Source organism: Pigmentiphaga sp. YJ18, from assembly GCF_038066655.1.
Classification (GTDB): Bacteria; Pseudomonadota; Gammaproteobacteria; order Burkholderiales; family Burkholderiaceae_B; genus Pigmentiphaga.
This window is the reverse complement of record NZ_JBBUKU010000008.1, coordinates 1-13182: the sequence shown is the minus strand read 5'-3', so window position 1 is coordinate 13182 and position 13182 is coordinate 1. Positions and strand designations below refer to the sequence as shown.

Genomic DNA, 13182 nt, shown 5'->3' with positions numbered 1-13182 from the left:
GATGGCCACGATCCGGTCTCTCGCCGGCGTCGCGCTGGCGCTCGTCCCCTGCGCGTCCGCGTTGGCGCAGGGCAGCGTGACGATGTACGGAATTCTCGACAACGGCTACCTGTCCGACGAGACGCAGGGCAAGGGCACGATCAATGCGATCAATCCCTCGCTTAGCGTGGCCTCGCGCTGGGGGCTGCGCGGCACCGAGGACCTGGGCAACGGCTGGAAGGCCAACTTCGTGCTGGAGAATGGCTTCACGGGCGACAATGGGCAGCAGGCCTTCGGGCGCCTGTTTGGCCGGTCCAGCTATGTGGGGCTGTCGAGCCGGCAGTTTGGCCAGATCCAGCTTGGGCGGATGGCCAATCTCGGGCTGTTGTTCACCGCCGGCATGATGAGCCCGTTCGGGCCCAGCTTCCAGCAAGCCGCGGTAACCACGACGGCCGCCTACAACACCGGCGATTTCGGCACCACGTCCCGCGTCAACAACGCCGCCTATTATTTCTCGCCCCGCTGGGCGGGCGTGCAGGCCGGCCTGGGCTACAGCGTGCAGACGGCCGATGCGGAAGTGGCCGGCGGCAACCGCAACAACAGGATGGCGGACCTGGGCCTGCGATACGACGGCGGCCGCTTCAAGGCGGCGGTCAGCTACCAGTACGTCATGCCCGCCAGCACGGCCGGCGCGCGGGGCAAGCCCAGCAACCTGCAAGTGGGTGTGAACCATGACTTCGGCACGTTCACGCTCTACGGCGGATACGGCCGGCTGAACGATCCGACGGTGGATCCGGGGGCCAACGGGGCGACCCGTTTCGCGGCCACGCACGATCGCGACCATGCCTATCAGGTTGGCGTGAAGGTGCCGGTGGGAGCGGGAAGGGTGCTGCTGGGATACCAGTGGACGACCGGTTCGAAGATCGAGAACTACGGCCTGGCCTATGTCTACGATCTGTCCAAGAGGACCTGGCTGTACGTGTACGCCAACCGGACCGAATTCCGGCTGTTCTCCACGGCGGGGGCGACGGTGGGCGATGCCTGGCGCAGGCAGATCGCGATGGGGATCGCGCACCGGTTCTGACCGGTGCGCGGGACTGGCTTTAGTCGATGCGGACGTCGGCTTGCTTGATGATGGCCCGGTATTTGGTGGCTTCGGCCTTGACGAAGTCGGCGAAGGCTTGACCTTTCAGATCCTTGGGCACCGCGCCCATGTTGCGGATGTTGGTCAGCACCGCTTCGTTCTTGAGCGCCGCGGCGGCGGCCGATTGCAGTTTGGCGATGGCCGGGGCCGGGGTTCCGGCCGGCACGAACAGGCCGAACCAGGCTTCGGTGTTGTAGCCCTTGAGCCCCGACTCGTTCAGCGTCGGCACGTCGGGCAACGCCGGTGAACGCTCCAGGCTGCTGACTGCCAGCGCCCGCAGCTTGCCGGCCTGGATTTGCTGCGACACGGTCGGGATGTTGATCATCAGCGCCGAGATTTCCCCGCCCATGACGGCGGTGACGGCAGGCGCCGCGCCCTTGTAGGGTACGTGCGGGATATCTATGCCGGCCATGGAGTTGAAGAGGATGGCAGAGAGGTGCGACAGGCTACCATTGCCGCCCGACCCGACGTTGAGCTTGCCGGGGTTGGCCTTGGCGTAGGCAATGAACTCGCCGATGTTCTTGACCGGCAGCGCGGGGTTGACAACCAGCACATTGGGTGCGCTGGCCAGCAGCGAGACGGTGCTGAAGGCTTTCTCGGAATCATAGGGCAGCTTGCTATAGAGCCCTGGCGTGACGGCGTGGGTACTGGCGTTGCCCAGCAGCACCGTATAACCGTCGGCGGCTGCCTTGGCGGTGATGTCCGAGGCGATGCTGCCGCCTGCGCCTGGCTTGTTTTCGATCACCAGGCTCTGACCCAACACGTCGCCCATGGCCTTGCCTACATTGCGGGCAAGGACGTCCGATCCGTCGCCCGGGGGCGAGGGGACGATCAGGCGGATCGGCCGCTCGGGGTATTCGGCATGGGCGCTATGCATACTCGCGCCGGCCAGGGTCAGGCCGGCGGCCATAGCGACCGATGTGCGCCGCAACGCAGTGACGAAACTCATGGCATTTCCTTGTGGGGGTGGGAAGAGGTCAGCGTACCAGGGCTTGCAGGCCGAAGAATTCGACCGCGTTGTCGGCGTAGATCGCGCGCTTGTCGGCGTCGCTGAAACCGGGCTGTTCGGCCACCAGCTTGCCGATGGACTGTTCGCCCAGCGGGAAGGGGTAGTCCGAGCCCAGCATGATGCGGTCGGTGCCCATCACGTCGGCCAGCAGGCGCAGCGCGCCCGGATCGAACACGGCCGAATCGACGTAGAAGCGCTTGACGTATTCCGAGGGCAGGCGCGGGCAGTCCTTGCGGATGATGTCGCGATGCTTCCAGGCGTTGTCCACGCGGCCCAGCATGAAGGCGAACGAACCGCCGCCGTGGGCGAAGCAGATCTTCAGCGACTCGGGGATGCGCTCGAAGGCGCCCGACAGGATCAGCGACAGAATGCCGAGCTGCGTTTCGGCGGGCATGGCCACCAGCCAGGGCAGCATCCACTGCTTCATGCGGTTGCCGCCCATCATGTCCCACGGGTGGACCAGCAGCGGGATGCCTTCGTTCGCGCAGTGCTGCAGGAACGTGACCAGGCCCTCGTCGTCGAGGTCGCGGTCGCCCAGGTGGTTGCCGATCTGCACGCCGTGGTGGCCCGTGGCCTTGGCGCGCGAGGCTTCGCGGCAGGCGGCGTCGATATCCTGCAGTGGTACCTGCGCCAGCGCCACCAGGCGCTTGGGTGCGGCGGCACAGAACTCCAGCGCCAGGTCGTTCATGCGCTGGGCCCAGGGCAGGACCTTCTCGGGCGCGAACTCGTAGCCGAACATGATGGGCGTGGCGCAGGTGATCTGGATGTCCACGCCTTGGGCGTCCATCTCGGCCAGGCGCGCCTGCGGATCCCACAACGCGTCGTAGACGGGACGGAAGGGCTTGTCGGCGCGCATGATGTCGCCGGTCTTGCCGTCCGGCGCCACCTGCAGCCAGGGCGCGCGCTCGACGCTCAGGGCGGCGGCTTCTTCCCGCGTGATGCGCGGGAAGTGGTGGGCGTGCATGTCGATTTTCATGATGGGCTTGATGTCTGGTGTTGTCGTGGCGGGATCAGAGGGGCTTGTAGGCGACCGCCTTGATCTCGATGCGCAGGTGCGGGTGGGGCAGCTGGTGCACGGCCACCGTGGTGCGGGCCGGACCGTCGTAGTCGAAGAATTCTCCGTAGACCTCGTTGTAGCCACCGAAGTCGCTCATGTCGACCAGGAAGGTGCCGATCTCGACGACGTCGGACAGCGAGGCGCCGGCGGTGCCCAGGATGTCGCGGATGTTCTCGAGCACCGCGCGGGTCTGGGCGCGGATGTCGAACTTGGTCGTGCCCATGGCGTCCACTTCCACGCCGGCCAGCGTATTGTCGGAGCGGCGCGAGCTGGTGCCCGAGACGAACAGGAAGTCGCCGGCGCGCTTGATGTGGGGATACTTGCCGCGGGGAGTGGCCTTGCCTTCGACGACTTTGGCTTGTGTGCTCATGTCTACTCTCTTGTGGGGATGCGCCCGGACGAGATGCGGGCGGAATGCTGACCCATGCAAGTCTAGGCAATCCGCCCCCGAAAAGAGAATGAATTTATCCGTCGTCGGTATTCGACTTGGCTATGGTGACTCCAGGGAGGGGGCATGCCCCTTGGCGCGGCTTAAGACCCTGATGGGAGTAGGGGTGGCATAACCGTATACATAGCCGTATATGATGACCGCCTTCACGACCAGAAAAACGGGAAACCGCGCCATGATCGTCATCGAAATTACCCGCCCCGGCGGGCCCGAAGTCCTGCAGGCTGCCGAGCGCCCCACGCCGGCGCCCGGCGCCGGCGAAATCCTGATCCAGGTTGCCGCCGCCGGCGTCAACCGCCCGGACGTGGCCCAGCGCCGCGGGACCTATCCGCCGCCTCCGGGCGCTTCCGACCTGCCGGGGCTGGAAGTGGCGGGCACCGTGGCCGCGCTGGGCGAGGGGGCCTCCGGTTTCGCGGTGGGGGACGCGGTCTGCGCGCTGGTCAATGGCGGCGGCTACGCCGAATACTGCGCCGTGCCGGCCACCCAGTGCCTGCCCGTGCCCAAGGGCCTGAGCATGATCGAGGCCGCCGGCCTGCCCGAAACCTACTTCACCGTCTGGAGCAACGTCTTCATGCGCGGCCGGCTGTCGGGCCAGGAGTCGCTGCTGGTGCACGGCGGCGCCAGCGGCATCGGCACCACGGCCGTCCAGCTGGCCAAGGCGCTGGGCCATCCGGTGTATGCCACGGTGGGCAACGACGAGCGCGTCGCCGCGGTAGAGAAGCTCGGCGCCACCGCCGGGATCAACTACCGCACCCAGGATTTCGTGCAGGAAATCAAGCGCCTGACCGACGGCCGGGGCGTGGACGTGGTCCTGGACATGGTGGCCGGCGACTACGTCGCGCGCGACATCCACTGCCTGGCCGAAGACGGCCGCATCGTGCTGATTGCGCTGCTGGGCGGCGCGAAGGGCGAGATCGACTTCGCCCGGGTGCTCAGCCGGCGCCTGACCATCACCGGTTCCACCCTGCGCCCGCGTTCGGCGCAGTTCAAGGGCGAGGTGGCGGCCGCGCTGCGCCAGAACGTCTGGCCGCTGTTCGAGTCCGGCAGACTGAAGCCCGTGGTCTACGCCACTTTCCCGCTGCGCGAGGCGGACAAGGCCCACGCCATGATGGAGTCGGGCGAGCACGTCGGGAAGATCGTGCTGACGGTTTAGCCCCCCTACGCGCTTCGCGCCCAGCATTTTTTGCGACATCGGCTGCAGCCGCGCGCTGGAGCCGATACAATCGAGGTTTTGCCCGCATATTTTTGTCCGCGCGGGCATTTTTCGATTCTTGTCGATGGCAACTAAACAGAACATTCGCCGCCTGGTGCTGGGCAACTGGAAGATGCACGGCGCGCTGGCCACCAACGGCCAGCTGCTCTCGGCCATACGCAGCGGCTGGAACCAGTCCTCCGGGGCCGCCGCCTGCGACGTCGGCGTCTGCGTGCCGTTTCCGTACCTGGCCCAGGCCGAGTCCGCGCTGACCGATTCCGACATCGCCTGGGGCGCCCAGGACATCAGCGTCCATGCGCAGGGCGCCTACACTGGCGAAGTGTCCGGCGCCATGCTGGCCGATTTCGGCTGCCGCTACGTGCTGGCCGGCCATTCCGAGCGGCGCAGCCTGCACGGTGAAACCAGCCAGCTCGTGGCCGACAAGGCCAAGGCCGCGCTGGGCGCGGGCCTGACCCCCGTCGTCTGCGTGGGCGAGACCCTGGCCGAGCGCGAAGCAGGCCGTACCCTGGCGGTCATCGACGAACAGCTCAAGCCCGTGCTGGCCCTGGGCCGTGAAGCCGTGGCCGCCATGGTCATCGCCTACGAACCCGTCTGGGCGATCGGCACCGGCAAGACCGCCAGCCCCGAACAGGCCCAGGAAGTGCACGCCGCCATCCGGGCCGCGCTCCAGGGCGTCGACTGCGCCGGCGTGCGTGTGTTGTACGGCGGCAGCGTCAAGGCGGCCAATGCCGCCGAACTGTTCGCCATGCCCGACATCGACGGCGGCCTGATAGGCGGCGCCTCGCTGGTGGCCGAAGACTTCCTGCGCATCGCCGAGGCGGGCGCAACAACCCGGAGTGCTTGAATGTCCGTAACACTTACCGTCCTGCTGATCATGCAGGTCATTTCCGCCCTGACGATCATCGTCCTGGTCCTCCTGCAACAGGGCAAGGGTGCCGACATGGGCTCCGCCTTCGGCGGCGGCTCCGCCGGCAGCCTGTTCGGCGCCGCCGGCGCGGCCAACTTCCTGTCGCGCACCACCAAGTGGGCGGCGGTCGTCTTCTTCATCTCCACCGCCGCGCTGGCCTACCTGGGCCGTCCGGCTCCGGCCGCCTCGCAGGGCGGCGTCATGGAAAGCCATCCCAGCGACCTGTCCGTGCCCGCGGTTCCCGGCAGCACGCCCGCACCGGTCCCGGCCGCCCCCGATGCGTCGGTCCCGTCCGTGCCCGCCACGCCGCCGGCCGCGCCTGCCCAGCCCGAGGCGCCCGCCCAGAAAAACTGAAGGGAATCCCGCTGATGAGCCCGCAAATGTTATATACTAGCGGGCTCACGCAAGCCGTCGTGGTGAAATTGGTAGACACGCTATCTTGAGGGGGTAGTGGCGAAAGCTGTGCGAGTTCGAGTCTCGCCGACGGCACCAGGATTTCTCCAGAATCTCTCTGGTACATCAAAAAACCCGCGAATCTTTCACGAGATCGCGGGTTTTTTTGTCGTGCCGCCCAGACACGGCATCATTCCTCGGCAAGCGGCGCGGACGCCTGTTGGAGCGCCAGGGGAATTTCCGTCTTGAGGATTTCCAGGACGGCCCGGATCCTGGGGGATGCGGGACGAAAACCTTGCACGAGGGCATGAAACGGCAGCTCGGGAATCGAGTGGCTGGGCAGGACCCGGACCAGTGCTCCGCTTCTAACCGCATTTGCGCAAGCCGCGTAGTGCAGCACGCCGATCCCGCCGCCGGCGATCAACAACTCATACAGTGGCCGCCAATGACTGGTGGTGACCATCGTCTGGATGCGCACGAACTCGGTGTCTTGACGCGCAGTGATCAACGGAAGCTGCTCGTTGGCGAACGTCCCCTTGGAACGGATGAAGGGATGGTTGGACAGGTCGGACGGCACGCTGATGGATCCGGCGTGTTTCAGGAATGAAGGCGCGGCCACGAGAACGCGCCGGACGTTGCCGAGGGGGTAGGCGACAAACCTGCCTTCACCCACGTGGCCAAGACGAAGGGAGATGTCGACACCCTCGGTGATCGGATCGACGATCGTGTCGTTCAAGACGAGGTCGATACGCAGTTCGGGGTGCTTCATCCGGGCGCGCATGAGGATCGATGGAAGGAGAATTTCCCCGGGGCAGTGCGCCGACGCGATGCGTACGGGGCCCCGGATCAGGTTTTCCTTTCCTCGGATCGAGACCGAGGCGATGGCGGTTTCTGCCAGTGCAAGCAGGGCCTTGCTGTGATCATAGAAGAGCTGTCCTTCGTGGGTGCAGGCGAGCGTCCGCGCGCTGCGCATCAGCAGCTTGGTGCTGAGGTATTTCTCCAGCCTGTCGATGCGTTCACTGACCGCGGGTTGTCCCATCTCGAATTCGCGCGCGGCGGCTGACATGCTGCCGAGTTCCACGACCCGGGTGTAAAGGCGTGCGGTTGCCAGAAAATCCATGCAGTGGCGGTCTCCTTCTCAACATCGAATGGGCAGGCAGGAGCGGCCGGGCGGCCTGCTTTTCTTGCCGTCGACACGCGAGGCTCGTGGACGAATAAACCCTGCTCATGCGTACCTGATGACAAATATCCGGCAAAAAATTGGATGGAAGCAATTCTCATTGAGGGGTCAAGGTAACCGCATCGTACGAATGTTTTTGGCTTGTGGTGACCGATGATAATCATCGGGTGGATTGCCTATCCGATCGGGGGCGAACTCCGTAATCTAAGTTCCGAGAAACCCATACATCAAATTGGGTAAAGGCGGTATCGGGCTCAAGTACCACGGGGGAGGGTTCAAAGCCATTGGGGTGGTAATCGGTGTGTTGGTAGAACTAATGCTTGGGGCCTTTCCTTCGCTTGACCATCCGCCCGCCAGCAACAGTCGTACGATCGAACGTCTCGTTGTCCTGAATCGGCTTGAAACGGTTTGTCACCGCCCGTAGTGCTGGATGTCCTGATCGGCTGCCGGAACCGGCTACATCAGACAGGGCTGACATCCATGAACAAGATCTACAAGACGGTTTGGAACGAGACGACGGGAGCGTGGGTCGCCGTCGATGAAAATACCGCGGCCAGAGGAAAGCCGTCTCGTGCGGGACGTAGCCGGGAGAAGGGAGGGCAAGCAGTCGCGAGCGCGGTGTTAGGTACGGGGCTGACCGTGCTTGTGACTGGCTTGATGATGGGCTTGCCCTTGCCCGCGGATGCAACGACCTATTATGGAAGCTGCAGCAACCCACCGTCGGGAGCGGGCCCGGATGGCATCAACCATGCTGCGTCGGAAACGGTCAATCCTGTCGACGGATCGGGTATATGGTCCAACGTCATCGGCTGCGGGGCAAACGGCGGTAATTACCTGGCAGTGCAAGTCATGGGGCCGTTCGCCAGAGCGACCGGCGCGGGCGCTGTATCGCTAGGCTATTCCTCGACGGCCGCCAACCGCGCGACGGCGGTGGGGATGCAGGCCCAGGCGACTGGAACGAGTGCCACGGCAGTGGGGCAATGGACCCGCGCGACCAGTGCCGGCAGTATCGCCATTGGCGGAGACAATTCTTCCAATACGGCCGACTCGGGAGCCCAGGCGACGGGTCCGAATGGCATCGCCATCGGCGGGCGTTCCCGAGCGCAAGGCGCGCAATCCGTTGCGATCGGCAGCCAGGCGGTCGCGACGAGAAACGGCGACGTGGCAATCGGTGAAATGGCGTTTACCGATGGAACGGGGAACCTATCTGGCGTTGCCATCGGCCGGACCGCTCGCGCGGTAGGGGCCGACGCCCTTGCCTACGGCAACAATGCCAGGGCTACGGCCGACTATGCAGGCGCCATAGGCAACTGGTCACAGGCGCAGGCGCGCAACGCCATGGCCATAGGCAATTCCTCCAATGCAGCCGCGGAATTTTCGACAGCCATCGGGAATTTTTCCAGTGCGGGCAACACGTCCAGTACGGCGATCGGCAACTACGCCAATGCCAGCGGCCTGAACTCGGTAGCGATCGGCGGTGCGCCCGGAAATGCACAGACGGGAGCTCCCACGGCAGCCGGGTCGGGCGCGGTTGCGATCGGGACAGGTTCCAACGCGGCAAACAGCGGCTCCGTTGCGATCGGGCGGAGTGCTTCCACAGCATCGCAGACCGCCACTCCCAATGGACAAAGCGTTGCAATTGGCGAACGGGCCACGGCCAGCGGCGACCAATCCTTTGCCTTGGGGGCAAACGTCCAGGCGTCGGGGGATTCGTCGGTGGCCATTGGCGGTGACGACGTCAACCGGCTGGCCCTGGATTCGACGCTGAGTTCGAAATACACGGCCATTACAGGGCAAACCTTGGTCGTCGGCCAGTATGTGGCTACGCAGGCCGGGCATGGATCAACCGCCGTGGGTGTGCAGGCACTGGCGTCCAGCGATTTTTCGTCCGCGTATGGGCTGAGTTCCAAAGCCAGTGGCGACGCCTCTTCCGCCTTCGGCGTACAGGCCGTGGCTTCCGGGGATGGTGCGACGGCCTTCGGCGCGGTAACCCAGGCCACCGGCGACGGAGCCGTCGCCATAGGCACAAATTCGACCGCGGCCGGTCTGAACGCTACCGCGATCGGTGCGGGTAGCGCTTCAGGGGAAGGGGCGAACGCGCATGCCGAAGACTCGGTCGCCATTGGCGGCGCTTCGAATGCCAGGGGAGTGTCCAGCATAACGTTGGGAGCCCTGGCGCAGGCCGAGCAGGACTATTCGATTGCACAGGGCCATGGGGCCATGGCCCGAGGCTTGAATGACATCGCCATCGGCCGCGAAGCATCGACGGCCAGTGGCAATGGGAACAATATCGCCATTGGATATGGTGTGGGGACAGGCGCGATCGGGCAGAACGTGGCCATGGGGTCTGGTTCCACGTCGGCCAATGCCGCCACCGCGAACGGCGGCGCCGTGGCGATCGGCCGGGACCAACGCGCCATCGGGGATGGCGCGGTGGCGCTGGGCGATCCCAATACGGCCAATGGTACCGGTGCGGTCGCGCTTGGTGCGAACAATACGGCCGCAGGCGACGAGCTCGGAGATACCGCCGCCAATGGCGCCGTTGCCATCGGCAATGCGAACAAGGCTCTCGGACAGGGCGCGGTCGCGCTGGGCAACAGCTCGTCGGCTGCGGCGGCGGGGGCGTTGGCCCTCGGCGACACGGCCGCGGCGCAGGCGACCAACGGGGTGGCGCTGGGGTCCAATTCGATCGCTACGAACGCCGATGACGTGGCGCTGGGTTCGGGTTCGGTGACCGAGGCCGCCGTGGCCACGGCCAGCGGGACGATAGACGGGACGACCTACGACTTCGCGGGAACGGCTCCGGCCAGCACGGTAAGCGTGGGCGCGGCGGGAGCCGAGCGCACGATCACGAACGTGGCGGCGGGGCGGATATCGGCCACGAGCACGGATGCCATCAATGGATCGCAGTTGTATGCGACCAACCAGGCCATTGAAACCGTGAGCGAGGTTGCGGTGAAGTACGACCGCAATCCGGACGACAGCGTCAACTACGAGAGCGTGACGCTCAATCCGGGCGGCAACCCGACGACGATCAGCAACGTGGCGGCGGGCGAGCTGTCGGCCACGAGTACGGAAGCCGTCAACGGTTCGCAGCTGTATGAAACGAACCAGAACGTGACGCAGCTGGGCGACACGCTGACCAATATTACCGGTGACACGAGCCAGGCGAACACCGATGCCAACGGCATGGGCATCCGCTATGTACGGACGAACGAAGCGGGCCTGGCGCAGGCGGACTCGTCGGCGCAGGGCCAGGGCAGCACGGCGGTGGGGTATCACGCGACGGCCACGGCGACCAGCGCACTGGCCTTGGGCCGGGATGCGCAGGCCAACCATGTGGATAGTGTGGCGCTCGGAGCCGACTCGGTAACGGCCGCGGCGGTCGGCACGGCGAGCGGGACGATAGCGGGGACGACGTATGACTTCGCCGGAACGACGCCGTCCAGCACGGTGAGCGTTGGCTCGGTGGGCACCGAGCGTACGATCACGAACGTGGCGGCGGGCCGGGTATCGGCCACGAGCACGGACGCGGTAAACGGATCGCAGCTGTATGCGACGAACCAGGCGGTCGAAACCCTGAACGAGGGAGCGGTGCAGTACGACCGCAATCCGGATGGCAGCGTGAACTACGAGAGCGTGACGCTGAATCCGGGCGGCAATGCGTCGACGATCAGTAATGTGGCGGCGGGTGATCTGTCGGCCACGAGTACGGAAGCCGTCAACGGATCGCAGTTGTACGAGACGAACCAGAACGTGACGCAGCTGGGCGACACGTTCAACAACATCGCGGGTGACACCAGCCAGGCGAATACCGATGCGAACGGCCTGGGCATCCGCTATGTACGGACGAACGAAGCAGGGCTGACGCCCAGCGACGCGTCGGCACAAGGTCAAGGCAGCACGGCGGTGGGTTACAACGCCACGGCGACGGCCGACAGCGCGTTGGCGCTGGGCCGTGAAGCGCAGGCGAGCCACGCGGGCAGCGTGGCGCTGGGTGCGAACTCCGTGGCCGATGGCAGTACGCTGAGTACGGGCGCGTACAACCCGGGCACGGGCACGATTGCCGGGACGGCTCCAGTGGGCGAGGTCAGTGTCGGCAGCGCCGGCAACGAGCGCCGGGTCACGAACGTGGCGGCGGGTGGGGCGGCGACCGATGCGGTGAACGTGAGTCAGTTGCAAGCGGTGGCCACGAACGTGGACAACCTGGGCGACCGTGCCGTGCAGTACGACGGCAACGTGGGCGATGCGAAAGACACGATCACGCTGGCGGGTACGCCATCGACCGACGGCGGGGCTACAGGGGGGACGCGGATCACCAACGTGTCGCAAGGGGAGTTGTCGGCGACGAGTACGGATGCGGTAAACGGATCGCAGCTGTATGAAACGAACCAGAACGTGACGCAGCTGGGCGACACGCTGACCAATATTACCGGTGATACGAACCAGGCGAACACGGATGCCAATGGCCTGGGTATCCGCTATGTACGCACGAATGAAGCCGGCTTGACGCCCAGCGACGCATCGGCACAAGGTCAAGGCAGCACGGCGGTGGGCTACAACGCGACGGCCACGGCCGACAACGCGCTGGCGCTGGGGCGTGAAGCGCAGGCGAGTCACGCAGGCAGTGTGGCCTTGGGTGCGAACTCGGTGGCCGACGGCAGCACGCTGAGTACGGGGGCGTACAACCCGGGCACAGGTACGATCGCTGGCGCAACGCCGGTGGGCGAGGTCAGTGTGGGTAGCGCCGGCAACGAACGAAGGCTTACGAACGTGGCGGCGGGTGCGGCAGAGACCGATGCGGTAAACGTGAGTCAGCTGCAAGCGGTGGCCACGAACGTGGACAACCTGGGCGATCGGGCCGTGCAGTACGACGGCAACGTGGGCGATGCGAAAGACACGATCACGCTGGCGGGTACACCGTCGACCGACGGCGGCGCCACGGGCGGTACGCGGATCACGAACGTCTCGCAAGGCGAGTTGTCGGCCACGAGCACGGATGCGGTCAATGGTTCGCAGTTGTACGAGACGAACCAGAACGTGACGCAGCTGGGCGACACGTTCAACAACATCGCGGGTGACACGAGTCAGGCGAACACGGATGCCAATGGCCTGGGTATCCGCTATGTACGCACGAATGAAGCAGGCTTGACGCAGGCGGATTCGTCGGCACAGGGTCAAGGCAGCACGGCGGTGGGCTACAACGCGACGGCGACGGCCGACAGCGCCCTGGCTCTGGGACGTGAAGCGCAGGCGAGCCACGCGGGCAGCGTGGCCTTGGGTGCGAACTCCGTGGCTGACGGCAGTACCCTGGGCATGGCGGCCTACAACCCGGGCACGGGTACGATTGCTGGCGCAACGCCCGTGGGCGAGGTCAGTGTAGGCAGCGTGAACAACGAGCGCCGGGTTACGAACGTGGCAGCGGGTGCGCAGGCGAGCGATGCGGTGAACGTCAGCCAGCTGCAAGCGGTGGCTACGAACGTGGACAACCTGGGCGACCGTGCCGTGCAGTACGACGGCAACGTGGGCGATGCGAAAGACACGATCACGCTGGCGGGTACGCCATCGACCGACGGCGGGGCTACAGGGGGGACGCGGATCACCAACGTGTCGCAAGGGGAGTTGTCGGCGACGAGTACGGATGCGGTGAACGGATCGCAGCTGTATGAAACGAACCAGAACGTGACGCAGCTGGGCAATACGTTCAACAACATCGCGGGTGACACGAGCCAGTCGAACACCGATGCCAATGGCATGGGTATCCGCTATGTGCGTACGAACGAAGCGGGCCTGGCGCAGGCGGACTCGTCGGCGCAGGGCCAGGGCAGCACGGCGGTGGGGTATCACGCGAC

At 65.6% G+C, this 13182-nt stretch carries 9 protein-coding genes and 1 tRNA gene; 6 read left to right on the top strand and 4 right to left on the bottom strand.

From position 1 onward, the window contains the following. The first annotated feature begins 1 nt into the window (after nt 1). Nucleotides 2-1063 carry a porin gene (locus WKR98_RS28910; protein WP_341435381.1) on the top strand — a complete coding sequence of 354 codons (1062 nt, stop codon included), beginning with the start codon at nt 2-4 and terminating at the stop codon, nt 1061-1063. A gap of 19 nt (nt 1064-1082) precedes the next feature. Here WKR98_RS28910 and WKR98_RS28905 read toward each other — a convergent pair whose 3' ends face one another. The 3 genes from WKR98_RS28905 to WKR98_RS28895 are packed head-to-tail and all read right to left on the bottom strand — an operon-like array spanning nt 1083 to nt 3559. Further along, nucleotides 1083-2072: a Bug family tripartite tricarboxylate transporter substrate binding protein gene (locus WKR98_RS28905; RefSeq protein WP_161567784.1), complete on the bottom strand. Its 990-nt coding sequence runs from the start codon at nt 2070-2072 to the stop codon at nt 1083-1085. Nucleotides 2073-2100: 28 nt separating this feature from the next. Next, nucleotides 2101-3108, bottom strand: coding sequence for an amidohydrolase family protein (locus WKR98_RS28900; protein WP_192901808.1), 1008 nt, complete (start codon nt 3106-3108; stop codon nt 2101-2103). A 34-nt stretch (nt 3109-3142) separates the two neighbouring features. Next, entirely contained in the window at nt 3143-3559 is a 417-nt protein-coding gene (locus WKR98_RS28895) for a RidA family protein (protein ID WP_341435380.1), read from the bottom strand. Between the two features lie 253 nt (nt 3560-3812). Between WKR98_RS28895 and WKR98_RS28890 the strand changes: the two genes are divergently transcribed. The 4 genes from WKR98_RS28890 (at nt 3813) to WKR98_RS28875 (ending at nt 6249) form a co-directional block, all read left to right on the top strand. Continuing rightward, complete coding sequence (locus WKR98_RS28890; RefSeq protein ID WP_124689030.1) at nt 3813-4790, top strand: NAD(P)H-quinone oxidoreductase; 978 nt, start codon at nt 3813-3815, stop codon at nt 4788-4790. 124 nt (nt 4791-4914) lie between these two features. Next, nucleotides 4915-5694 (top strand): triose-phosphate isomerase, encoded by a 780-nt coding sequence (tpiA, locus tag WKR98_RS28885; protein ID WP_124689031.1) that lies wholly within the window; start codon nt 4915-4917, stop codon nt 5692-5694. Continuing rightward, nucleotides 5695-6111 (top strand): preprotein translocase subunit SecG, encoded by a 417-nt coding sequence (gene secG, locus WKR98_RS28880; RefSeq protein WP_341435379.1) that lies wholly within the window; start codon nt 5695-5697, stop codon nt 6109-6111. It abuts the gene before it with no gap. 53 nt (nt 6112-6164) lie between these two features. Then, nucleotides 6165-6249 (top strand) — tRNA-Leu (locus WKR98_RS28875). A gap of 91 nt (nt 6250-6340) precedes the next feature. Here the strand turns inward: WKR98_RS28875 and WKR98_RS28870 are convergent. Next, on the bottom strand, nt 6341-7270 hold the full coding sequence (locus WKR98_RS28870; protein ID WP_341435378.1) for a LysR family transcriptional regulator: 930 nt from the start codon (nt 7268-7270) through the stop codon (nt 6341-6343). Between the two features lie 540 nt (nt 7271-7810). Here WKR98_RS28870 and WKR98_RS28865 point away from each other — a divergent pair. After that, nucleotides 7811-13182: ESPR-type extended signal peptide-containing protein (locus WKR98_RS28865; protein WP_341435377.1), on the top strand; the 5372-nt coding region annotated here is incomplete at its 3' end.